Annotated in this window: 15 protein-coding genes; 13 read left to right on the top strand and 2 right to left on the bottom strand. The window is 49.3% G+C overall.

The window, feature by feature from the left end; all coding sequences use genetic code 11:
* Nucleotides 1-4 precede the first annotated feature (4 nt).
* On the top strand, nucleotides 5-931 hold the full coding sequence (locus P2W84_RS10675) for an alpha/beta hydrolase (RefSeq protein WP_276090125.1): 927 nt from the start codon (nucleotides 5-7) through the stop codon (nucleotides 929-931).
* Between the two features lie 8 nt (nucleotides 932-939).
* Nucleotides 940-2,298, top strand: coding sequence for a PhoPQ-activated protein PqaA family protein (locus P2W84_RS10670; protein ID WP_276090124.1), 1,359 nt, complete (start codon nucleotides 940-942; stop codon nucleotides 2,296-2,298).
* Nucleotides 2,299-2,315: 17 nt separating this feature from the next.
* On the opposite strand, the gene P2W84_RS10665 is transcribed toward P2W84_RS10670, so the two are convergent.
* The gene (locus tag P2W84_RS10665; RefSeq protein WP_276090123.1) at nucleotides 2,316-3,116 is read right to left on the bottom strand and encodes a DUF3307 domain-containing protein; all 801 of its coding nucleotides are present in this window, start codon (nucleotides 3,114-3,116) and stop codon (nucleotides 2,316-2,318) included.
* Between the two features lie 11 nt (nucleotides 3,117-3,127).
* Nucleotides 3,128-3,760, bottom strand: a complete 633-nt coding sequence (locus P2W84_RS10660; protein ID WP_276090122.1) for a hypothetical protein — start codon at nucleotides 3,758-3,760, stop codon at nucleotides 3,128-3,130.
* Between the two features lie 204 nt (nucleotides 3,761-3,964).
* Between P2W84_RS10660 and P2W84_RS10655 the strand changes: the two genes are divergently transcribed.
* The 11 genes from P2W84_RS10655 to P2W84_RS10605 all read left to right on the top strand — a co-directional run bounded on the left by P2W84_RS10655 (nucleotide 3,965) and on the right by P2W84_RS10605 (nucleotide 25,379).
* On the top strand, nucleotides 3,965-5,341 hold the full coding sequence (locus tag P2W84_RS10655; protein ID WP_276090121.1) for a Gfo/Idh/MocA family oxidoreductase: 1,377 nt from the start codon (nucleotides 3,965-3,967) through the stop codon (nucleotides 5,339-5,341).
* Nucleotides 5,342-5,380: 39 nt separating this feature from the next.
* Complete coding sequence (locus P2W84_RS10650; RefSeq protein WP_276090120.1) at nucleotides 5,381-7,894, top strand: beta-L-arabinofuranosidase domain-containing protein; 2,514 nt, start codon at nucleotides 5,381-5,383, stop codon at nucleotides 7,892-7,894.
* An 85-nt stretch (nucleotides 7,895-7,979) separates the two neighbouring features.
* On the top strand, nucleotides 7,980-11,216 hold the full coding sequence (locus P2W84_RS10645; protein WP_276090119.1) for a glycosyl hydrolase: 3,237 nt from the start codon (nucleotides 7,980-7,982) through the stop codon (nucleotides 11,214-11,216).
* Nucleotides 11,217-11,241: 25 nt separating this feature from the next.
* Nucleotides 11,242-12,999 carry an alpha-L-rhamnosidase C-terminal domain-containing protein gene (locus tag P2W84_RS10640; RefSeq protein WP_276090118.1) on the top strand — a complete coding sequence of 586 codons (1,758 nt, stop codon included), beginning with the start codon at nucleotides 11,242-11,244 and terminating at the stop codon, nucleotides 12,997-12,999.
* The gene (locus P2W84_RS10635; protein WP_276090117.1) at nucleotides 12,996-14,777 is read left to right on the top strand and encodes a hypothetical protein; all 1,782 of its coding nucleotides are present in this window, start codon (nucleotides 12,996-12,998) and stop codon (nucleotides 14,775-14,777) included. Before P2W84_RS10640 ends, P2W84_RS10635 begins: the two co-directional genes overlap by 4 nt.
* Entirely contained in the window at nucleotides 14,774-16,531 is a 1,758-nt protein-coding gene (locus P2W84_RS10630; RefSeq protein WP_276090116.1) for a hypothetical protein, read from the top strand. Before P2W84_RS10635 ends, P2W84_RS10630 begins: the two co-directional genes overlap by 4 nt.
* 92 nt (nucleotides 16,532-16,623) lie before the next feature.
* Nucleotides 16,624-17,523: a sugar phosphate isomerase/epimerase gene (locus tag P2W84_RS10625; RefSeq protein WP_276090115.1), complete on the top strand. Its 900-nt coding sequence runs from the start codon at nucleotides 16,624-16,626 to the stop codon at nucleotides 17,521-17,523.
* 3 nt (nucleotides 17,524-17,526) lie between these two features.
* Nucleotides 17,527-20,214, top strand: a complete 2,688-nt coding sequence (locus P2W84_RS10620; protein ID WP_276090114.1) for a PQQ-dependent sugar dehydrogenase — start codon at nucleotides 17,527-17,529, stop codon at nucleotides 20,212-20,214.
* 173 nt (nucleotides 20,215-20,387) lie between these two features.
* Nucleotides 20,388-22,763: a glycoside hydrolase family 95 protein gene (locus P2W84_RS10615; protein WP_276090113.1), complete on the top strand. Its 2,376-nt coding sequence runs from the start codon at nucleotides 20,388-20,390 to the stop codon at nucleotides 22,761-22,763.
* A 150-nt stretch (nucleotides 22,764-22,913) separates the two neighbouring features.
* Nucleotides 22,914-23,432: an isopentenyl-diphosphate Delta-isomerase gene (gene idi / locus P2W84_RS10610; RefSeq protein WP_276090112.1), complete on the top strand. Its 519-nt coding sequence runs from the start codon at nucleotides 22,914-22,916 to the stop codon at nucleotides 23,430-23,432.
* Nucleotides 23,433-23,525: 93 nt separating this feature from the next.
* Nucleotides 23,526-25,379 carry a family 20 glycosylhydrolase gene (locus tag P2W84_RS10605; protein ID WP_276090111.1) on the top strand — a complete coding sequence of 618 codons (1,854 nt, stop codon included), beginning with the start codon at nucleotides 23,526-23,528 and terminating at the stop codon, nucleotides 25,377-25,379.
* Nucleotides 25,380-25,404 lie beyond the last annotated feature (25 nt).

The raw sequence follows: 25,404 nt of genomic DNA, 5'->3' as shown, positions 1-25,404 counted from the left end.
GCATATGCGAAAGCTAAAACATTTTTTATTAAGTTATCTGCTGCTTCTTTTATATGCCCCGTCCTTTTCCCAGGTGATACGACTTTATGCTAATGGCGTACCTGGCGCCAAGCCGGTTAAAGACAAGGAAGAAGTCTGGTTTGATAAAGATGTGGATTCATTGGCCAGAATGGTGACACAACCCACTTTACAGGTTTTTCTTCCTGAAAAGGAAGCGGCGACCGGACAGGCGGTGATCATCTGTCCGGGGGGTGGTTATCACCTTTTGCTTACCAAACGCGAGGGAACTGATGTGGCGCGTGCCTTTAATCGTGCCGGAATTACGGCGTTCGTACTTAAATACCGGCTTCCATCTGACAGGATCATGAAAGAGCGGTCTGTCGGCCCTTTGCAGGATGTACAACAGGCAATATTACTTGTGCGGCAGAACGCTCGTAAATGGGGTATAAATCCGGAAAAAATAGGTGTGATGGGGTTCTCTGCAGGAGGTCATCTGGCAGCTACCGCGGCCACTCATTTTGAAAAAGCAGTCATCAGTAACCCTGACCATATTAGTCTCAGACCTGATTTTCTGATCCTTATGTATCCAGTGATCAGTTTTACAGACAGCATCGGGCATCAGGGATCTAGGAACAATCTTTTGGGTGTCCTTCCGCCAAACTCTGTGCAGGAAAAGGAACTCGTCCGTAATTTCTCTAACGAGTTTCATGTAACGGACAATACGCCGCCCGCATTCATAATTCATGCAGCAGACGATACCATAGTGCCTGTGGCCAATGCAGAAGTTTTTTATCAGGCATTAAAGCAACATAAAGTCCCAGCAGAACTACATATTTATTCAAAGGGAGAACATGGTTTTCTTAAATATCCTGCTTTTGAAGAATGGTTTGGCAGGTGCCTGTTTTGGCTGAAAGGAATCAATTTTAAATAAAACCAGATATGATCATAAAAAAAATAATTACGGCCACGGCTTTCCTGTTTCTTTTGTTATCAGGAAGGCCTTTGCTGGCACAGGAAGAGATAACCCCTGCTACTGCATTGAACCATTATCTCAGCAATAACGATTCAAGCTATAGCTGGACGATTAAGAAGACCTACCCTGTAGGTTCGGTTAGGGCATACGATTTCCTGTTGATCTCTCAGCAATGGCGGGAGCACAAATGGACACATCAACTTACTGTCCTTGTACCTGCCGAGGTAAAATCTGATGGTGCGTTGTTGTTTATTACTGGTGGAAGCATTAGTTCTGAAGGCATGCCCAACTGGACATCGAACGCTGATGGGCTCACTTCCAGCCTCTCTGCTATCGCTGAAGGTAACCATGCAGTGGTTGCCTTTTTAAAACAGACCCCGAACCAACCGCTTTATAACGGTCTTACCGAAGATGCGCTGATTTCTTATACCCTGCACAATTTCAAAAAGGACGGAGACTACAGCTGGCCGTTATTGTTTCCGATGGTTAAATCCGCAATCCGGGCGATGGATGCAGTCCAGGAATTTAGCAAGAAGGAGCTGAAGCAGGACATCAACAGGTTTGTTGTTTCAGGCGCATCTAAGCGTGGGTGGACTACCTGGCTTACGGGTGCCAGCGACAAGCGTGTGGCGGCTATTGCGCCGATGGTAATTGATATGCTGAACATCCCCGTAAGCATGAATTACCAGATAAAGGTATGGAAGGACTACAGTGTGCAGATTGAAGATTATGTGAAGCTTGGGCTTGTACAGGACATGAGCAAGGGGGCTATTAATGACCTGGCCACCATGATCGATCCTTATGCCTACCGCAAGGTGTTGACCATGCCTAAAATGTTGGTAATGGGCACTAACGATGAGTACTGGCCTATAGACAATGTAAAAAACTATTACGATAGCATACCTGGACAGAACCTGTTGCATTATGTGCCTAATGTGGGTCATAGTCTTGGTAATGGCGCGGAGGCCATGACTACATTGAGCGCATTTTTTGGCTTTACCCTGAAAAAGCAGCCTTATCCACTCTGTTCATGGAAAGTTATGGAGGGTAAAAAAGGGATTGAGGTGAACGTTCAGGCTACCGCGGATAAACTTGTTGATGTGATTGTCTGGCATGCCGATTCTCCGGACCAGGATTTCAGGAACGACAAATGGGAATTCAGGAGCCTGGGGATTAGCCACAAGTCAAAAATAAGTGTCGTACAGCCTTATCCGGTTTCTGGTTACCGGGCCTTTTATGTGGATCTTAAATACCTGGACGCAAACGGGAAGGAGTATACCGAAAGTACAAGGGTATTTATGACCGATAATGGCAACCTGATGTAAGATTTCTGGTTTTAGTCTTATTTCAGAAAAACGTTCATCAGCACCCCGATCATTGCAGAAGAAGCAAAACTGACCAGTGTGCCTACCAGGATATATTCCGTCTTCAGTTGGGTATTGGTCTCCTTTTCACTGAATCTGAGTATGGATTTGGCTGTCATGAGGAAACCTATCGCCGTATATTGCTGCATGATCACAAAAGTGAGGATCAGTACACGTTCGCAGATACCGATCCATTTTCCGGCGCTGGCAAGCCCGAGTTCCTGTTCTTCATACCGGGTATTTGTTTTCCAACCCTCGTCTTCAGCTTGGGGCCCGTAATTGCTGTCTTTAGTTGTCTTTTGTCTTTCAGCCGCAATCTGGTCTCGCCATTTCTGTGTGGCTTTGCCAATGATGATACCTAAAGGCCAGCTCACAAATACGTATCCTGCGGTAATGGCCCAGAACTTTTGGCTCCCGAATAAAAGGCTTCCCATATTGCAGAGATTTTCGAGGTTATGCTCCAGTGTAGCCCATAGTATCACGATCACCGCAAGGTGTGCCGTTTGGTCTGTGATGAAATAGCCGAAATTATCTTTGCTTGTTTTTGATTTCAGGTAATCAATGAGCAGATGACTAACGAAGATTACTACTGGGATCACCCAATTGTCGTACAAACCCGAAAACAGGTAAGCTATCAATGTGGTTAGTGTGACATGCAGGTATAGTTTAACTGATTTCCCCTGACGCGCTTCCCGGTCTCTTACCCAGCTTTTTGGTTGTAGTACAAAGTCGGTAAGCAGGTGAGCGACGATGAGCCTTAACAGTAAGTTTACTTCCATTTTTTACAGATTTATTGATTCTTTACCAGCGAGCCGATATACCTTACCGCGGGTTCCAGTTCCTTCCAGCCTGCCGATTTCAGCCTGCTGTTTACAGAAGGCTGTGATAAGGAAAGATGTGCCGCGATTTCCTGCTGCGTCTTTCCGTCCAGCGCCTGGAAGATCACTTCTGCCTGCGCCCTGGTCCAGCTGGCAATGTATTTATTGATGAAGATAAGTATAGTTTCGATCGCTTTGTCTTTTTTTTCATCTCCAGTATGTACGATCAGGAATTCACCTGTTTTCATCGTGTCAAAATGCCTTCCTGAAAGATGGAACGCTACCCCGTCCGAGCTTAGTACGTTTTTGCCTTCATAGGCTACTTCACCAATGCCGACCGATATTCTGGATCCTAACTGAACATCGTCTTTACCCACAGGGTAGCTCATGAACCAGCAAATAAGCTGTATGCTCCTGGGTACTGCCTGCTCGGGATCGTCCAGCAGCAACTGGAAACTGTCTCCCCTGAAGATTTCTGCATGCGAGCCGACCTTGAGCCAAGAATCGAACAATTTCTTTGCCTGCGCTGTCAGGCTTTGTCTCCCTGCAGGGGGCATGCCTGTAAAATTGATAATGTCTCCTGTAATGACTGCCTTATTGCTCATTGTTTTGCATTTAACTTTTACTAATATAGGCTAAAAGCTCTATAAATTCAAATTATAGATTAAATGTTCTATACTTTAATTTTATAGACTAAACGTTCTATATTTTATTTGCTGTTCTTCTTGTATATACAAGACGCAATTCGTTATATTTGAAATAAACCTAATGGCTTGACAACCAAATGCCAAATTAAACCCTGAATGATTATGGACAATCAGAAAAAAGAAGTTTCCCGCAGAAAATTTCTGCAATCGGCCGCTGTAGCTGCCATTACTCCGTCAATATTCATGCATTCCCTGGCCAAGGGACAGACAAAGGCAGGGAAGCTCCGGCATGCCTGTATAGGTGTAGGAGGGATGGGAGCCTATGACTTAAGCAATTTCAAAGCACACCCGAATGTAGAGATCGTAGCCATCTGTGATGTGGACAGTGATGCGCTGAAAAGAGCGGCAGAAGGCCTGCCTGGTGTCAGGACCTATTCCGACTGGCGCGAAATGCTGAAAAAGGAAGCGGCTGCCATCGATTCGGTCAATGTATCTGTACCCGATCATACGCATTTTTCAGCAGCTTACCGTGCGATCAGGGCAGGCAAGCATGTCTATTGTCAAAAACCACTTTGTCATGACGTCGCCGAAGTCAGGTCGCTGACCAGGGCAGCTGTAAAAGCAGGGGTCGTTACACAACTGGGTACACAGATTGCCTCCAGTTCCTGCGACCGTACGGGTGTACAACTCCTCAAGGACGGAGTGATCGGAAAAATAAAACATATCTATCTGTGTTCTAACCGTCCGGGGATAGAGTCCATCCGTCTGCAAGGCCCGCGTCCGGAAACACCAGCGGAACCACCTGCAAACCTGAACTGGGAGCTCTGGACAGGATCCGCACCTTTGCGGCCTTATGCGCCGACGATCTATCATCCGGCAACCTGGAGGGCATGGCAGGATTTTGGTACCGGCTGGTCGGGAGACATCGGTTGTCATATCTTCGATGCCGTATGGAAAGGGCTTGGACTCAAGTCACCATTGTCGGTAAAAGCAGAAGTGCAGCAATCCTGGAAAAACGATCCGAAGCGTTTCAGGGATAACTGGCCACAGGGCGACCATATCACCTGGGTTTTTCCGGGTAACAGCTATACCGCCTCCGACAAACTGACCCTGGAATGGTTCGACGGCGAGTTTTATCCGCCAAAGGAAGTAAGAAATCTATATACGGTGGGGGCATATCCGGCTGAATGTGCGATGCTCGTCGGCACTGAGGGTGCATTACTGATCCCGCATGGCGGAGAAAAACCCGTATTGCTGCCAGAAGAAAAATTCCGTGATAAGACAATCAGGAAATTTGAAGGCCGTAACCATTACCATCACTTTGTAGATGCCTGCCTGGGTGGAGAAAAAACGGAATCTCATTTTGCACAGACCGGCCCGATGACCGAGGCCATCCTGTTGGGCACTGTAGCGATCAGAGTGCCGGGACAACTGCTGGAGTGGGACGCTGCCCGTTTGAAGTTTCCCAACTATCCGAAAGCGGACCAGTATTTAAGGCGTAAATACAGAAAAGGTTGGGAAATAGAAGGGGAGTTCTAGTATATTTGGGGTGAAACCACGATCACACCTCTATATACAATGCTGAAAATTACTTTGCTGACCAGTTTGCTAATGGGTGCTTTCCTTTTTACCGGCGCACAGCAGCATGCGGTAAGTTATGACTATAACCGGGCACCACTGACTGCCGGCAGTAACGTACAATTGCCGCTGGGCAGCATCCGGGCCAAAGGCTGGTTGCTGAAACAACTGGAACTGCAACGTGACGGCGCAACCGGCCATGCTGAAGCGCTTTATCCTGAAGCAGATAACCTGGGGCCGGGTTCCGACTGGCTTGGCGGTAAGGGATCGGGCTGGGAGCGTGTGCCTTATTATGTGAAGGGCCTGATCGCCTTAGCCTATACCCTTGATGATGCCGTTCTTAAGGAACGTGCACTGAAATGGATCCGCTGGACACTAGACAACCAGCATGCCGATGGCTCCTTCGGGCCGGAAAAAATGAAGGACTGGTGGCCAAGGATGCCCATGATGTATGCAATACAAAGCTATTATGAGGCGACCGGAGACGAAAAAGTAATTCCTTTTTTTACCCGATACTTCAGATACCAACTGGAAAACCTCGACAAAATGCCACTTTACGAATGGAGCAAGTCAAGGACGGCAGACAATATAGAACTGGTTTTCTGGCTTTACAATAAGACCGGAGACCAGTTACTCCTTGCGCTGGCACAAAAGCTGGATCAGCAGGCCTATCCCTGGGCAAATATTTATACCGATAATGCCTTTTATTACCAGGGAGACGATTTTCATACCAAACACAGCGTAAGCGTAGGCCAGGCACTCAAATTTCCTGTAGTTTACGGGCAACTGAACCATAGCCCTTTGTACCAGCAGGCTACTGCAAAGGGGATCAATCACCTGATCAGAGACCATGGCCTGGCGGGTATCATCGCCTCCGGTACCGAGTTCCTTTCCGGCAAAAGTTCCTTCCAGGGGGTAGAGACCTGTACCGTCGTAGAGTGGATGCAAAGCCTGGAGACTGCCTCCAGGATCACGCAAGATGCTGCTACAGGCGACAGGCTGGAGAAGATCGCATTTAATGTCCTCCCCGCGCAATTCAGCAGGGATATCAGATCACACCTGTATTATACCCAACCCAATCAGTTGTTCTGCAAGCATGGTAACAGCGGCTTCGATGAAGACTACGATGGCGGTATCCTGCTCAGTCCTTATTCCGGTATGGGCTGCTGCCGGTATAACATGCACATGGGCTGGCCCTATTTTGTCAAGAACAGCTGGGCTGCTACACCAGATAAAGGACTGGCAGTCATCGCTTATGCACCAGTAGAGGTAAACGCTGTCGTTGCGGGCAGTGTTCCCGTGAAACTCAATGTAGAAACTAATTATCCGTTTGAAGAACAGATCAGAATCGGTGTCAACCCCGAGCAACCTGCTGCATTCCCTTTAAAACTCAGGATACCTGAATGGTGTGCCGCACCTGAAATTAAGGTTAACAGTGCAAGAATAGCAGGTGTTAAGAAAGGCAGTATTTTCGTACTCAGCAGAACTTGGAAGAAAGGTGACCAGATCATACTGAATTTTCCAATGAAGGTCATCTTTTCCCGCCAGCTGAACAATTCCGTCACGGTAGCTCGTGGCCCCCTTGTTTATAGCCTGAAAATAGATGCTGACTATTCCATACGGAAGGAACATCCGGTCAAAGGCTTTTTTGATTACGAAGTAAGACCAGCATCAGCCTGGAATTATGCATTGATTATTGACCGTGGGGAACCTGCACAATCTGTCAGCGTACAGCAGAAGCCGATGCCGGAGAACCCGTTTGAACAGGCTACAACACCTGTTACCCTGAAATTAAAGGCTAAAAGACTACCCTTCTGGAAAATATCCGATAATGAGATGCATGCAGAAGAAGTGCCGTCCGGTCCTGTAACTTCCGATCAGCCTGTGGAAGAGGTGACCCTGACACCTTATGGATCAGAAAATATCAGGATAAGTAATTTTCCGGTGATCGGGCCGCCAAAACCAGCATTGAAAACATTTCGTGAAGATTTCACCAACGGCACCCTGAACAACTGGGTCAATTACGGACAGTGGTTTATTAAGGATGGTGCCATCCATTCGGCCTCCAACAAAGGTTCCTGGGGTTATGGTATCCATGGTGTGAAAACTATTCCCACCAATGTCCATTTCGGCGATCTCAGTTATGAAGCAACTGTTAAGCTGTCTTCCGGCGGTAATGCCGGACTGATCTTCAGGGTGTCCGGACAAAACCTGGGAGCTGATGCCTACAACGGCTATTATGTAGGCATAGATGTAGAAAGCGGAAAAATCCAATTGGGTAAAGCGTCTGCAAGGAAATGGACCTTGCTTAAGGAATACAGCCGTGATCTCCGTAAAGAGCGGATCTATCACATCAGGATAGAGGCCAGGGGAGAAAGGATCAGTGTATATTTTGAGCATATGAACAAGCCCATCATTTCGGTAACGGATAACGAGTTCAGCTCAGGCACCATAGGCCTTAGATCTTACGATTGCCTGGCCACCATTGATAACCTGAATGTAAAGGCTTTGTGACAGGCAGGTAGGTACAGGATGCTGTTTTTCGGGCTTTGTACTATATTGGTCAGAACCAAATATAGACATACAAAATCCGTTTAACTTGAGAAAGAGTATCCATCTGCTTTTAGTAACCGGTTTCTTTGCCGCCTGTCATCCTGCAAAGACTGTTACCCAAAGTCCATCTGCTGAACATGCCTCAGTGCTGGAAGCTGCTTTTACCCATCCGCCCGATTCTATACAAACCAGTGTATATTGGTATTGGATGTCCGATAATATTTCTAAGGAAGGCGTCGTCAAAGACCTCCATGCAATGAAAAGTGTCGGTATTAACCGTGCTTTCATCGGCAATATCGGTTATGAGACCACTCCTTATGGCAAAGTGAAGATTCTATCCGAAGAATGGTGGGACATCCTCCACACTGCGCTCAAGACCGCTACCCAACTCAATATCGAGATCGGTATATTTAACAGCCCCGGCTGGAGCCAGTCGGGAGGTCCCTGGATCAAACCAGGTCAGGCTATGCGTTACTTCACTGGTACCGAACTCAATGTAAAGGGTCCGCAGCAACTGAATGTCCGTCTGGAAAAGCCAGCAGGCGATTTTCAGGACGTTCGGGTCATTGCTTATAGGACACCAGTTCATTCAGGCCCGGTCAAGAATATTAAGATCAATACGGATATCGCGTTGAAGAACCCCGGTAACATGGCCGATCAGGACAACAATACCAGCACTGCTTTTGAGGGTGCAAAGAACGCGGTTATTGACCTGGTGCTGCCTGTCTCCACTGAAATCCGGGGCATGATCGTTTATCCATTGCACAAACGTCTGACTGCCCATGCTGAACTCCAGGCTAAAACCGGCGGCAGTTACCAGACCATCAAACGTTTTGTGATCGACAGGAGTAATGACAACCTCAACGTTGGTTTTGATCCTTATGGCCCCGTGGCCATATCCTTTCCTGCAATTACTTCAGACCATTTCCGACTCCTGATCACTGATACGTCATCTGAATTCGGCATTGCGGAGCTACAGTTAAACACCGGCCCGGTAATGGAAAGCTATACCGAAAAGACACTGGCCAAAATGTTCCAGTCACCCCTGCCTTACTGGCATGAGTACCAATGGCCGGAACAGGCAGAGCTCAGTGACCAATCTCTTGCGATCGATGCTGCCACGGTGATTGACCTCAGTGCCAAAATGGACAGAAACGGCACCCTGAAATGGACTGTACCGGCCGGAGAATGGGTCATTATGCGTAGCGGAATGCTGCCTACAGGAGTTAAAAATGGCCCTGCCTCGCCAGAGGGCACCGGACTGGAAGTTGATAAAATGAGCAGAGCACATGTGGCCAGCCATTTCGATGCCTTCCTTGGCGAGATCATCAGACGCATACCTGCTGCAGACCGCAAGACCTGGAAGGTAACAGTCGAGGACAGTTACGAAACCGGCGGTCAGAACTGGACAGACGGCATGATCGGTAAATTCAAGGCTGCCTTTGGTTATGACCCGCTACCTTACCTGCCCGTAATGAAAGGGAAGGTAGTAGGAAGCCCGGACCAATCCGACCGGTTTCTTTGGGATCTGCGCCGTTTCATCGCAGACCGTGTAGCCTATGATTATGTCGGGGGACTGCGCGACATCAGTCATAAACATGGCTTACATACCTGGCTGGAAAATTATGGTCACTGGGGTTTCCCCGGAGAATTCCTGCAATACGGCGGACAGTCTGACGAGATCGGAGGCGAGTTCTGGAGCGAAGGCGAACTGGGCAATATCGAAAACCGGGCTGCATCTTCAGCAGCGCATATTTATGGAAAGAAAAAAGTGTCCGCAGAATCCTTTACCGCGGGCGGTAAGACCTATGCCCGGTATCCCTATGTCATGAAGCAGCGCGGTGACCGCTTCTTCACCGAAGGCATCAACAATACGCTGCTGCATGTGTATATCCAGCAGCCCAGCGACGACATTGTCCCAGGCATCAATGCCAATTTTGGCAACGAATTTAACCGGCACAATACCTGGTTTCCATATCTTGATCTTTTCACCGCCTACCTGAAAAGATCAAACTATCTGTTACAACAGGGACTTTATGCCGCAGATGTTGCTTATTTTATCGGAGAAGACGCTCCCAAGATGACAGGTGTCACCGATCCGGCCCTACCTAAGGGGTATTCCTTTGATTACATTAATGCCGAAGTGATCGAAAACCGCTTAAAGGTAGAGAACGGTAAAATGGTACTGCCCGATGGCATGAGCTACAGTTTGCTCGTACTGCCCAGACTAGAGACTATGCGGCCCGAACTCCTGCGTAAGATCAAAGCGTTGGTACAGGCCGGTGCCCACATTCTGGGGCCTGCACCGAAACGCTCGCCGAGTCTTAGCGGCTTCCCGGCAGCCGACGATGAAGTGCGTAAACTTGCTGTGGAAATCTGGGGCAAAGTGGACGGTGGTTCCATAAAGACCGATAGTTACGGGAAAGGTACGGTTATGTCCGGACTTGATATGCAGGCCGCATTAGATGCCTTAAAGATCAGGCCCGATTTTGAGGTTAAAGACGATGTACCTGTACTTTACATTCACCGCCAAACAGCAGATGAAGAAATCTATTTTATCAGCAACCAGAGCGAAACCATACAGCAGTTTGATGCCACCTTTAAGGTCATCGCCAGGCAACCCGAGCTTTGGGACGCCATTACCGGTAAAACCAGATTGCTGCCCGAATATACTTCAAACGGTGCCGGCACCCGTGTACCCTTAAAACTGGGGCCACTGGAAAGTGCTTTTATCGTATTCAGGAAGCCCGCCTCATCCATAGGGGCAGGCCATGTCAATTATCCCGGGGAAAAAACAATTTCAAGCATCAAGGGACCATGGCAGGTAACCTTCGATCATAGCAAGATGCGCGGACCTGCGGCACCGGTTACGTTTAACCAGCTTACCGACTGGTCGGTCAACGCAGATGAACGCATTAAGTACTATTCCGGAACAGCAGTTTACCACAATAGCTTTAAAGCGGCTAAACCAAAACCAGGTGAACGGGTTTTCCTTAATCTCGGCGAGGTCAGTGTTATGGCCAAAGTAAAGCTCAACGGAAAAGATGCCGGTGGGGCATGGACCTATCCTTGGAGGGTGGAGGTTACTGATCTTCTTCAGGAAGGTGACAATCAGGTAGAGATCTCGGTGGCGAACACCTGGGTCAACCGGCTCATCGGCGACAGTAAACTTCCCGTTTCGGAACGCAGGACCTGGTCTGGTGACAACCCTTACCGGCCCGACAGCAAACTGCAACCTTCAGGGCTGCGCGGCCCTGTAACGCTTAGCTCCGTTCAATATTAAATAAAAAAAAAATCTGTCATACAACATGAAAATCAACATAACTCTTCTTCTTTTTCTTTTTGGCTTCGGCAGCAGGGCGCAACAGTTGCCACTGGTGTTTAAAGAAAAACCTGCAGGAATGGAAACCGATACACGCACCCGAGTCTACCTCAGCCCAACCAGGGTTCTGTGGCAAAGCGACAAAACGGGAAAATACGTAAAAGACGCCAGGAACCTACTCAAGCCAGGCAATGGCCAGGGAGAGCTTGTCAACCGCGATATGGTTACACTTACCAGCGACGCACGGCATAAAGGCGCCATCCTGCTCGATTTTGGCAGGGAACTCCACGGCGGTCTGCAGATCGTCACCGGCATGATGAAAAAGAACGGGCCTGTTAAGATCCGCGTCCGCTTCGGTGAATCGGCAGCAGAGGCTATGGCCGATCTTGGAGGCAAGACCAATGCCACTAATGACCATGCTATCCGCGATCTTACCGTAGAAGTCCCCTGGTTAGGTGTGCTGGACATCGGCAATACCGGCTTCCGTTTTGTGCGCATCGACCTGTCAGAGGCAGATGCTGAGCTGTTGCTGAAAGAAGTCCGTGCGGCGTTTATCTTTCGTAATATCCCTTACCTGGGTTCCTTTAAGAGCAGCGACGAGCGCCTGAATAAAATCTGGGAAACCGGTGCCTATACCGTACATCTGAACATGCAGCAATACCTCTGGGACGGCATTAAGCGCGACCGTCTAGTATGGGTCGGCGACATGCATCCGGAGGTGACCACCATCAGTAATGTATTTGGCTATAACGATGTCGTGCCTAAAAGCCTTGACCTCGTTCGTGATATCACGCCGCCCACCCAATGGATGAATGGCATCAGCGCCTATTCTATGTGGTGGATCATCATTCACCGGGACCTTTATAAATTCAATGGCGATCTCAGCTACCTGCGAAAGCAAAAAGATTATCTCATACAATTGCTGGACGTTCTGAGTACCAAGGTGGACGATAAGAACAGCGAGACCCTCGACGGCAGGTTTCTTGACTGGCCTTCCAGCGAAAACAAACCGGCTATCCATGCAGGACTTCAAGCGCTGATGGTCATCGCCCTCGATGCCGGTTCCGAGATATGCGGTATCCTGAAGGACAATGCTTCGGCTACCAAATACAAAGCGGTAGCCGTAAGGATGCGCAAGTATATACCCGATATTAACGGTTCCAAACAAGCCGCAGCCCTGCTTTCCCTGTCGGGGATGATGCCTGCGGAGAAAGCCAATGAAGTGATCGCAGAAGGCGGGGCTAAAAACTTCTCGACCTTTTACGGCTATTATATGCTGGAAGCGATGGCCAAAGCAGGTAATTACCAGGGTGCCATAGACATTATCAAAACTTACTGGGGTGCGATGCTCGACCTGGGTGCAACTACTTTCTGGGAGGACTTCAATATGGAATGGATAAAAAATGCAGGCCGTATTGATGAACTCGTGCCTGAAGGCAAGATAGATATTCACGGTGCCTATGGCGCCTACTGTTATGTCGGGTTTCGCCATAGTCTCTCACATGGCTGGGCATCTGGACCAACATCCTGGCTGAGCGAGCATGTACTGGGCTTCAAAGTAATGGAACCTGGTTGTAAGACAGTGAGGATTGAGCCTCACCTCGGCGACCTTAAATTTGCAGAAGGCAGTTTTCCAACACCTTATGGCATCATTAAGGTGAAACATACCAGACTTGCAAACGGAAAGGTGCAGTCTGACATCATGGCTCCGAAAGCAATAAAGATCATCAGGGCCAACCTATGAAGCTACAGCTTGCAATTTTCCTCCTCTTGTGTTTTGGTATTGCTGGTAATACCGCAGCGCAAAATGACCAGTGGGTGGCCACTGACGCGCTCGGGCGCTTTGTAGGGCAGTATCGTGCACCGCGTAAAGACCGCTATGTAGGTGTCTTCTATTTTATCTGGCATGGTGCACATGGCTATGATCAGCATAGCGGCAATGCCCCTGACGGTGGTATCATGCCAAAAAAGCCTTCGGACACCCTGAGTCCTTATGACATCTCCAAGCTCCTGAAAGCCAATCCAGACAGTCCTCGGTATGGCCCGGTACATGCCTTCCATTACTGGGGAGAACCTTATTTTGGCTACTATCTGTCGGACGATGAATGGGTGATCCGCAAACATGCGCAAATGCTTTCAGATGCGGGGGTCGACGTCGTGATCCTCGATGTTACCAATGCCGCTACATATCTGCCCCAGGTAACCAAAATTGCCCAGACCTACCAGAAACTCCGTGCAAATGGCATTTCAACACCATCACTTGCTTTCATTACCAATGCTCACGCAGTATCGACCGTGAACCAGCTGTATGAGCACATTTATGCGAAGGGACGCTTTAAAGACCTTTGGTTTTACTGGAAAGGAAAGCCATTATTGCTCGCACCGGCCGAAGGTCAAAATGAGGAAGTAAAACAGTTCTTTACACTCCGGCAATCATGGGCCTGGAGTAAGGGACAGGAATGGTTTGGGAATGGAATGGACAAATGGACCTGGGTAGACCATACCCCGCAGTCATATGGGTGGCACGAGTCTCCGGATAAACCGGAGCAGATCAGCGTCAGCATCGCCGAACATCCGATGAGCAATATAGGACGGAGCTTTCACGACGGAAGGGAGCCGGTAAACCCACGTTCTGAAAAAGGATTTTACTTTAATGAGCAATGGGTGCAGGCCCTGGCCGTTGACCCGGAATTTATTTTCATCACCGGCTGGAACGAATGGGTGGCCATGCGTTTTGATGATGGCGCTTCCAGTCATTTCCTTGGGAAAAAGATCAAAAAAGGCGAAACCTATTTTGTAGACCTTTATAATGAAGAATACAGCCGCGATGCCGAACCGGTCAACGGCAGCTTTGGCGACAACTACTACTACCAGATGACCGCAGGTATCCGCAGGTTCAAGGGCAGTACATCGCCATTGGTTTATACCCAAAGCAATACCATCAACATCGACGGCACATTTGACGACTGGCAGTCGGTCAAGGCCATTTACACCGATGAACAAGGCGATACCTTTCACCGGAAACATCCCGGATGGGGGAGATACATGGAATATGTCAATGTCAGCGGCAGAAACGACATCGTTCAGGCCAAAATAGCTGTCGATCAGCAGTACATTTCCTTTTATGTAAAGACAGCGGCTCACTTAAGCTCCTGGAACAGTCCCGACTGGATGCGGCTCTACCTTAGCATCGGTACAGAAGACCGGCCCAACTGGGAAAGCTTCCACTTCCTGGTCAATGCAAAACCCAAAAGCCCCGGCAGTACTATTGTTCAGGCAAGTACCGGCGGCTGGAACTGGAAGACTATAGGCAGCGCCGGTTACTCAGCCAGAGGCAATGAACTCGAATTGCGTATTCCCCGCAAACTGCTTGGACTCACCGCTCCTGAATTTACCCTGGATTTCAAATGGGCAGATAACGTACCCCTTCGGGGCCAGGCCATGGATTTCATGGATAAGGGCGATTCAGCACCTAATTCTAGATTTAAGTATAGATTTTTATATAGTAAATCAAATAAATGAAAAACAGGTATTTGTGTATTATAATAGTAGTTATTTCAGGCATAGCCGCAAAAGGCCAGTCAGCTGGCGCAGACTTCGCAGCTACCGACGCCCTGGGCAGAGTACTCCCCGCCTATAAAGAAACCGGTCCGCAGCGTAAAGATAAGTTTATCGGGCTTTTTTACTGGACCTGGCATACCCGCCAGAGCGAAGGTCATGCCCCTTTTAATACCACAGAATACCTGTCCCGAAATCCTAAAGCTAAAGAAAACTACCAGGATCCTATCTGGCCCCGGACGAATAGTCCCTGGTTTTGGGCAGAACCCCTGTTTGGTTATTACATCAATACCGATGAATGGGTATTGCGCAAACATGCCGAAATGCTCGCCGATGCGGCAGTTGATGTCATCATCTTCGATTGTACCAATGGGAATATGACCTGGAAGGAATCTTACCTGAAGCTATGTGAAGTCTTTTCCAGAGCCAGGAAAGACGGGGTAAATACTCCGAAGATCGCTTTTATGCTCCCTTTCGGGCCTACACCGGGTGCGGCGGAGAGTATCGCCGAACTTTATAAGGACTTGTATAGCAAGGCACTGTATAAAGACCTTTGGTTTTACTGGAAAGGAAAACCGCTCATTATGGCTTACCCGGGCGCTGCACGCGACAACAAAGACATCAGCAATTTCTTCACCTTTCGGCCGGGACAGCCCGTTTATGACAAGGGGCCGCAGCAGGAAGACCACTGGGGCTGGCTGGAGATCTTTCCGCAGCATGGTTTCGTTAAGACTAAGAAGGGCTATGAACAGGCCGTAGTTGGGGTGGCTCAGAACTGGTCTAAGGAGCGGGGCCTCACTGCGATGAACGCGCCTGGTGCCTTTGGTCGCAGCTATACTTATCAGAAAGGTCACATCAGCGAACCTGGGGCCGTTAACTATGGTTATAATTTCCAGGAGCAGTGGGACAGGGCCCTCGAGATCGATCCTGAATTTATCTTCATTACCGGCTGGAACGAATGGATAGCCGGGAGGTACGAAACCTGGATGAAACAGTCCAATGCCTTTCCGGATGAATTTGACCAGGAGGGAAGCAGGGACATCGAGATCATGAAAGGAGGGCACGGCGACAATTATTATTACCAGATGATCGCAAATATCCGCAGGTTTAAAGGCATGGCAAAGCCTCAGGAAGTATCCGCACCCCGTACCATCCGCATAGACGGCAATTTCTCAGACTGGAACAAAGTCAGTCCTGAATTCAGCGCTTACAAAGGCAATACCCTGCACCGAGACAGTCGTGGCTGGGGCAACCTGCATTATACCAACAAGACCGGCCGCAACGACATTACTGGTGCCAGGGTGGCCAGGGATAATGACTACATTTACTTTTATATCGAGACCGCGGTAGCCATCAGCCCCCGTACAGGCCCCAACTGGATGCAACTGTTCATTGATGTGGATATGAACAGGAATACAGGCTGGGAGGGCTATGATTTCGTCGTCAACAGACACAGTCCTGGCAAAAAGGCATTTATAGAAAAAACCGACTATGCCTGGAACTGGAAGCTGGCCGGCGAGGTCGATTACGCAGTAAAGGGCAACCAACTGGAAATCCGCATACCCAAGGCGCTGCTTGGCCTCCTCCATCAGGATTTCAGTATTGGTTTCAAGGTTGCAGATAATCTGCAGCACGAAAACGATATCATGGATTTCTGGCTAAGCGGCGATGCGGCACCCGCCGGACGTGCCAACTTCAATTACAATACACTTCCTTAATTTTATTATTACATAGCTGCATGTCGCTTTAAAAATTCTATATTAGGCCCCCAGGGTCATCAGACCACCTAATAACCAAATTTCACACACCAATGAATTTTAAAGTACAAACTATTCGTAAAGCGAAGAACCTCAACAGGAAAATTTTCTTCGGATTGACTCTGGTAGCCGCTTTGGGCGCCTGTAAAAGCATGAAATCGGGCGACAGTTCTGCTCCTAAAAACCCGGAAGCCAAGCTGGGTTGGGAACTGGGCTCGCAAGCGTATACCTTCAGGCTGTTTACTTTTGCCCAGGCTGTTAAGAAGATTGACAGCTGTAACCTGCGTTACGTCGAAGCCTTTCCCGGTCAGAAGATCGGCGGGGGGATAGAAGGCACGATGGGCCCGGATATGGACCCGGCCAAGCGTAAGGCCGTTCTTGAGCTACTGAAAGCCAATAATGTAAAGGTTGTTGCCTTCGGGGTTACCGGTGCCGGCAATGAGGCCGACTGGATCAAGCTGTTCGAATTCTGCAAGGACATGGGCATCCATACGATCACATCTGAACCCAATGAAAAGGATATTCCCTTACTGTCCCGCCTGGCAGATAAATACCAGATCAATGTAGCCATTCATAACCACCCGAACCCATCACACTATTGGAACCCTGATATCGTGCTCAATGCCATCAAAGGCCAGAGCAAGCGCATCGGTGCTTGTGCAGATATCGGTCACTGGGTACGTTCAGGGTTAGATCCTGTTGAGTGCCTGAAGAAACTGGATGGCCACGTACTGCACTCCCACATGAAGGACCTGCATGAAAAAGGTAAGAACGGACACGACGTACACTGGGGAGAAGGCGTATCCGATATTCCCGGAGTTATCGCAGAACTGAAGCGACAAAACTTCAAAGGAGCGATCTCAGCAGAATATGAATACAACTGGGAGGCAAACAGCGCAGACGTAGCTGCAAGCGTGATCAACTTCCGTAAACTCGTCGCAGCAACAAAATAATACATGACCAGATTTTCATTCCTGAAACCAATAACAGTCTTTTCGCTGTTGTTGGTTTCGGCATATATGGCCAAGGGCCAGAATACAGCCAAACCCGACGAAAACAGGTTTACTAAAGTCGTCCTGCAACAGAAACTGGAAGAGCCAATGCAGTTTCAGATCCTGGATGGCGGAAAAGTGCTTTATGCCGAACGTAAGGGTAAACTGAAATTATATGATCCGGTGACCAACAAGATGCAGGTGATTGCCGAATTCGATGTAAGCCGGGAATATGTGAGCAAGAGTGGTGAGCATTCGGAAGGCGAGGACGGTCTGCAAGGCGTGATCCTGGACCCGAATTATGCGAAAAACCACTGGATATACATTTATTATTCACCTAAGGCTGAATCCGTAAACCGCCTGTCCAGGTTCGTCTGGAATGGCGGAAAACTGGATCTGGCCACCGAAAAGAAAGTACTGGACGTCGTTGTACAACGTGAGGAATGCTGCCACGTAGGCGGAGGCATGCTGTTTGACAAAGACGGCAATCTTTTTCTGAGCACCGGAGACAATACTTTTTCCAGATCTTCCGATGGATTTACCCCAATTGACGAACGTCCTGGAGAGGGTCCGCGCGATGCCCAGAAATCTTCTTCCAATACCAATGACCTAAGGGGGAAGATCCTGCGTATCCATCCTGAGCCCGATGGCAGCTATACCATTCCTAAGGGTAACCTCTTTCCTCCCGGAACACCCAAGACCCGTCCCGAAATTTATACCATGGGCAACAGGAACCCCTGGAGACTCAGTATAGACAGCAAGAACAACTGGCTGTTCTGGGGCGAAGTGGGTCCTGATGGCTCCAATTCCTCCGAGCTCCGCGGCCCAAGGTCTTATGACGAGTTCAACATCGCCAAGAAGGCAGGTAACTACGGCTGGCCTTATTTCAATGGTAAGGAAGCCTACCGCTATTATAACTTCGCGACTAAGGAATCCGGCGAATGGTGGAATCCTCAGAAGCCGGTGAACAATTCGCCAAATAATACCGGCCTGAATGTACTTCCGCCAACTACCGACCCCTTTATCTGGTATCCTTATGCCCTGAGCGAGGAGTTTCCTGAAATGGGCAGTGGTGGCCGCAGTGCAGTAGGTGGACCGATCTTTCATGCTGCCGACTTTAAGGCAGGTGCAAAGAGCCTTTTTCCTGCTTATTACGAAGGTAAATGGATCATTACTGACTGGGTGAGGGGCTGGCTGCTTGCCGTCACTTTTGATGAAGACGGTAAATATGTTTCTATGGAACGTTTCCTGCCCAACCTGGTGCTTCGCGGTCCGATCGATATGAAGTTTGGCCCCGATGGCAGCCTCTACATACTGGAATATGGCAATGGCTATTTCAAGGACCTTCCCGAAGCAGAGCTCATTAAGATAGAATACAATGGTGGTAACCGGAAGCCGGAAGTACAGGCATCGGCAAGCAAGACAGCGGGTGCACTACCTCTGAAAATACAGCTTTCATCTAAAGGTACCCGTGATGCGGACGGCGACGTGCTGACTTACAACTGGAAGATCACTAAAAACGGCAAGCTTGTGCAGACCAGGACCACTGCCAATCCGGAGATCATCCTCGCTACAGCGGGTACGTATAAGGCAACGTTGACCGTTACCGATCCCTCAGGTGCAAAAAACAGCAAATCGGTAGACATCACTGCGGGGAATGCAGTTCCTGTAGTGAATTTCAACTTTACCAAAGGCAACAGTACTTTCTTCTTTCCTGGCAATACCGTCAGCTATGCTGTGAGTGTATCGGATAAAGAAGACGGCAGTCTGGCCAGCAAACGTATTTCCCCGGCACAGGTATCGGTGTCTATCAATTACCTTTCAGAGGGATATGACCTTACCGTAGTGGCCCAGAACCAGAACCGTCAGGATGCCGGTGCAGAGTTTGCAGGTGCCAAGGCACTGATCAAAAAGAGCGACTGTAATGCCTGCCATACCGTAGACACCCGTTCACTTGGACCATCATTCACAGAAGTGGCGCTGAAATACAAAGGGGACAACGGTGCTCTGGACAGGCTGACCAAGAAAGTGATCAATGGTGGCGCAGGCGTGTGGGGTGATGCCATGATGCCGGCACATACTTCAATGTCGAACGCAGAGGTAAGTTCGATCGTGAAATATGTACTGAGCCTGAGTGAGAAAAAAGCTGCGCCTAAAAATCTCCCGGTTACTGGTAACTATACCACCAATGAGCAACCTGGACAGACCAATAAAGGTTCGTTCATCTTCCGCGCCGCTTATAAAGACCGTGGTGCACTTTCCGCCCCTGCCCAGACCGGAGAAAGTGTTGTCGTACTTCGCAATCCGACGGTACTGGTCAGTCATACCGACGGTTCCAGAGGTGTTGACTTTAACGGTGATAAAACCGTTGCAACGATAAAAGACAAGGGCGCTTATCTTCAACTGAAGAACATCGACCTCACTGGTCTGAAGGGTATCGATCTGAAAGGCACAGATAAGACCGGCACCGGCAGTTTTGAGATTAGGCTGGATCGTCCTGAGGGGAAGGTCATTGGCCAGTCCGCCGCTCCGGGAGTTGCCGGACAAACTGCTTCTGCAGCGCTGACACCAGCTGCCGGTAAACATGATGTCTATGTCGTGTTCAGTCAGACCGGAAGCAAAGTGACCTCACTCGAAGTCAAAAATAAGTAACACCAGCTTCGGCTGTAAGCAAGGGTGTCCCTCAAGGGCACCCTTTTTTATTTGGTAATCAGCTGCCTGTTTAATCCATTATTTTTTCAGCTTTGTCCATTTGGCAGCCATGTTTTTGTTCTATTTTTATCCCTGTTCCCAGGACGAAATAATACCAGATAAAACCATTTGTAATGACACTGAAACCGATCAACCGCTATAAGCTCATTTACTCTCTGATTCTCTGCACAATATGTCTTTCTGCAGCTGCCCGGCAACCGCCGCTGAAACTCTGGTATGACCGGCCCGCAAAAATCTGGGAAGAAACCCTTCCTCTGGGTAATGGTCGTTTGGGCATGACGCCGGACGGTGGCGTACAAAAAGAGAAGATTGTACTTAACGACATTACCCTGTGGTCGGGTTCACCGCAGGATGCCAATAATTATGAAGCACATAAAAGTCTGCCCGAGATCCGCAGGCTGATCCTTGAAGGCAAAAATGATGAGGCCCAGGATCTGGTCAACCAGCATTTTATCTGTAAAGGACCTGGTTCCGGTGGCGCGCAATGGGGTAAGTTCCAGACCCTCGGTGACCTGGACATCACCTACCTTTATCCAGGCAACCCTATAGTCACCGCTGCAACTGGTCTCCAGTCTTACCGCCGTGAACTTTCCCTGGATCATGCTTTGGCAACGACTACATTCAAATACAACGGTGTGAACTATTACCGTACTTATTTTACCAGTTTCGACGATGATGTCGTCATCATCCGCATCACTGCTGACCTTCCGGGTGCCGTCAGCTGTCAAATCAGTATGAGCCGTGCGGAACGCTATGCCACCCGCATGGAAGGTAAAGAACTCCAGTTTTACGGGCAACTGGATAATGGCACCGACGGCAGGGGAATGGAATACCTCGCCCGCGTACAGGCAAAAGCAACAGGTGGTACGGTAATTGCCGGCAGCAACAGCCTGCAGGTCAAAGGCGCAGACGAACTGCTCCTGATCGTTTCCGCGGGCACAAATTTCCGGGGGAAAGATTATAAGGCTGAAACGGCAAAGCTACTCTCCACGGCATTGAATAAACCATATATTCAGCAAAGGGAGCGTCACATCGCTCGTTTCAGCAGGTTGTTCAAACGCGTAAGCCTCGACCTTGGCCAGGGCAAGTCAGGCCATTTACCTACTGATCAGCGCCTGAATCTGTTCTATAAGAATGCCCAGGATGACCCGGCACTTCCGGCCCTGTTCTACCAGTTTGGCCGTTACCTCAGCATCAGCAGCACCAGGTTAGGACTGCTGCCCCCAAACCTGCAGGGGTTATGGGCAAAAGAGATCAATACCCCCTGGAATGGTGACTATCACCTGGATGTCAACGTACAGATGAACCACTGGCCGTTAGAGGTGAGCAATCTGTCGGAACTCAACCTCCCCCTCGCCGACCTGGTGAAGGGACTGGTAAAACCCGGTGAACGCACTGCCAAAGCCTATTACAATGCCAATGGCTGGATCGCTCATGTGATCACCAATGTATGGGGTTTTACCGAGCCGGGAGAGAGCGCATCCTGGGGCGTTGCCAATGCCGGTTCCGGCTGGCTGTGCAATAACCTCTGGGACCACTATGCCTTTACCCTGGACAAAAATTACCTGAACAACATTTATCCGGTATTGAAGGGTTCCGCCCAATTTTATAACGATGCACTGATCAAGGATCCGAAAACGGGCTGGTGGGTTACTTCACCTTCTGTTTCCCCCGAAAACTCCTTTTACCTGCCCAATGGCAGGACGGCTAATGTCTCCATGGGGCCCACCATCGACAACCAGATTGTACGTGACTTGTTCAACAACGTGATCACGGCCTCAAAAACACTGGGCATTGACCCGGAGTTCCGCAAGATACTGGAGGAAAAACTTAAACTGGTGCCGCCTCCTGGAGTCATCAGCCCGAGCGGGCGTATACAGGAGTGGCTGGAAGACTATAAAGAGACCGATCCGCAACACCGTCACATTTCCCATCTCTGGGGGCTTTATCCCGCTTCGCTGATTACCCCGACCGCTACTCCCGAACTGGCAGCCGCGGCGAGAAAGACGCTTGAGGTCAGGGGGGACGACGGCCCCAGCTGGACTATCGCTTATAAACTCCTTTTCTGGGCGCGTCTTCAGGATGGCAACCGCGCTTTCAAACTGCTTCGGGAGATCCTGAAACCTACCTCCCGTACCGATATCAATTACGGGGCGGGTGGCGGCGTGTACCCTAATATGCTGTCTGCCGGCCCGCCTTTCCAGATCGACGGCAACTTCGGCGCTGCCGCTGGTATTGCAGAAATGCTCCTGCAGAGTCACGATGGTTTCATTGACCTGCTGCCTGCCGTACCAGATTCCTGGAAAATACAGGGCAGCGTTAAAGGTTTGAAGGCCAGAGGGAATTATACCGTTAGCTTCAGCTGGAAGGCAGGTAAAGTAACCAGTTACACCATTACCGGGCCTCAGGCAGGTAAAGTAAAAGTGAAGATCAATGGCCAGTTGCTCGCCGTCGCCGTAAAAACAGGGCTGATACCGCAGCAGCGCTAATGTTGTCAAAAGGATTAACATATCATTGCAAAGACAAAATTGAAGAAATAATACAGGTCTGGATACAGACGTTATATCTTTGCCGTAAAGGTCCTGGTCTTCATGTTGCTGAAAGGATAGGAAGACCGGGCTTAACACACACGAAGAAAAATGAACGACGATGTCATACTCGTAGACGAACAAGACCAGCCCACCGGTACGATGGGTAAGATGCAGGCCCACATTGAAGGCCACCTGCACCGGGCCTTTTCTGTCTTTGTCTTTAACACTAAAGGTGAGCTGCTCCTTCAGCAGCGTGCATTCAGTAAATATCATTCAGGTGGCAAGTGGACCAATACGTGCTGCAGCCACCCGCAGCCCGGAGAAGCTACACTGGACGCTGCTCACCGGCGGCTCAAGCAGGAAATGGGTATGAGCTGCTCATTGCAATGTGTATTTAGTTTTCTTTACCATGCACCTTTGGAAAACCTGACAGAATACGAATATGACCATGTCTTCTTTGGTTACAGTGACGAAATGCCGATCCTGAACCCGGAGGAGGCCTCGGCTTACCGCTATGTCAGTCTTGAGCAACTGGGTAGTGAACTAAAGCAAGACCCTGATCACTATTCTGCCTGGCTGAATATCTGTTTTGACAAGATTTTGGAACATTACCATCGTTATCGGTAATGTAAATCAAACGTTTGCACGGTTTTTAATCTTGCCTGGGGTGGTGTGTGCAGGGTAATTTGAGTATCATTGCAAAAACCAAATTACACACGTATGAAGTCAGCCATTGCTACGGCCCTGTTGTATTGCTGTTTACACCTAGGTGCATCTGCCCAGAAAAATACCGGTTCCCACGCAGATATTATTCCCCTGCCGAAAAGTATCCGCGCTACCGGCAGCGACTATACCCTTAGTCCCAATACAAAAATTTATTATGAGGCTGGCCTGAGGCCTCAGGCAGAACTGCTTGCAGAAGTATTGTCCCCGGCAACCGGATTCGACCTGCAGGTACTTCCATACAAATCGGAACAGACTTCGGGTATTGTCCTGACATTAGATAAGACCTTCGCGCCGGACAAGGAAGGCTACCGCATGAGCGTAAGCAGCGCAGGTATCCGCATCAGTGCCGGTGCCAGCGCTGGCGTATTTTACGGTACCCAGACCTTGCTGCAACTGCTGCCTGTGGAAATCTACAGTAAAACCCGCCAGCGCAACGTGAACTGGAAGGTGAAAGGTGCCGACATTCAGGATACCCCCCAATATGCCTTTCGCGGTATGATGCTCGATGTAGCCCGCTATTTCTTCAGCAAGGAATATGTACTGCACTTCATCGACATGATGGCCATGTACAAACTGAACACCCTGCACCTGCATCTCACCGACGATGCTGGCTGGCGTCTGGAGATCAAAAAATACCCCAAACTGACCAGTATCGGTGCCTGGCGAGGAACTGGCGCGGAACGTACCGGTGGCTACTATACCCAGGAAGATATTAAGGAAATGGTGGCGTATGCTGCTAAGCACAACGTTGATATTATCCCTGAGATTGAATTACCTGCACATGCCCTGGCTTCTATTGCTGCTTACCCTTACCTATGCTGCACCGGTGAGCAATATGAGGTACAGACCCAGCACTCTATCAGTAAGGAAATCTACTGTGCCGGGAAGGAAAGTACTTTTGACTTCCTGGCCGATGTATTTAAGGAAACCTTTGCACTATTCCCGTCAAAATACATCCATATCGGAGGAGACGAAGCCAATTATGAGCGCTGGAAAGCCTGTCCGAGTTGCCAGAAGCGAAAGAACGAACTGGGCCTGAAGGAAGAAAAGCAATTGCAGGTCTATTTCAATCAGCGCGTACAGGAGATGGTCGGTAAATATGGCAAAACCATAGTTGGCTGGGATGAGATCATCGAAGATGGCCTGAAGCAAAAGGTCGCAGGGATGATCTGGAATGACCCGAAAAAGGCCCTTAAGGCAGTAGAAAATGGTCACTATGCGATCATGACCCTTACCAGTCATTCTTATTACGATGTAGCTGAAAGTGTTACTCCTGGCGAAATTAAGGCGGCTACCTGGCTGAAACCCATCTCCCTGGAAAAAGCATATACCCTGGACCCGATGCTGCCCGGACTGGACATTAAGTACCGTCCGCAGATTCTTGGGGCCAGTGCCGCTCTCTGGTCGGATCAATTTATCCACGGCACTGTATTGCAGGAGCTGGCGCCCATTAATGAAAACCGCTCTGAAAAATATTTCGATTACCTGACCCTGCCACGTATGGCATCACTGGCAGAAGTGACCTGGACACCAAAAGCGCAGCAAAGCTGGACCGGTTTTGAACAGCGTATGCGCAGGCATTACAACCGGTATGATCGTGCGGGTTATGGCTACCGTGTGCCCGAACCTGGAGTTTCAGATACGACGCGTCAAAATGGTAGTTATCGGATTACCCTCAGTAACCCGGTAGCAGGCTCGGAGATCCGTTACACGACAGATGGCAGCCGCCCGAACGTATATTCGGCATTGTATACCGGTCCGGTGAGTGTTGACAAACCAGAAAACTTCTCGGCCATTACCGTAGTGAACCGGAGCCAGTATTCATTGCCCTTATTGCTAAACAGGTAGGCAAAGATTGAAAGATCGTCAACAG

The organism is Pedobacter sp. JY14-1 (genome assembly GCF_029269825.1).
In the GTDB taxonomy this organism is placed as follows: Bacteria; Bacteroidota; Bacteroidia; order Sphingobacteriales; family Sphingobacteriaceae; genus Pedobacter.
Note: the sequence above shows the minus strand (reverse complement) of the source record. Positions and strands in the feature narration are given on the sequence as shown.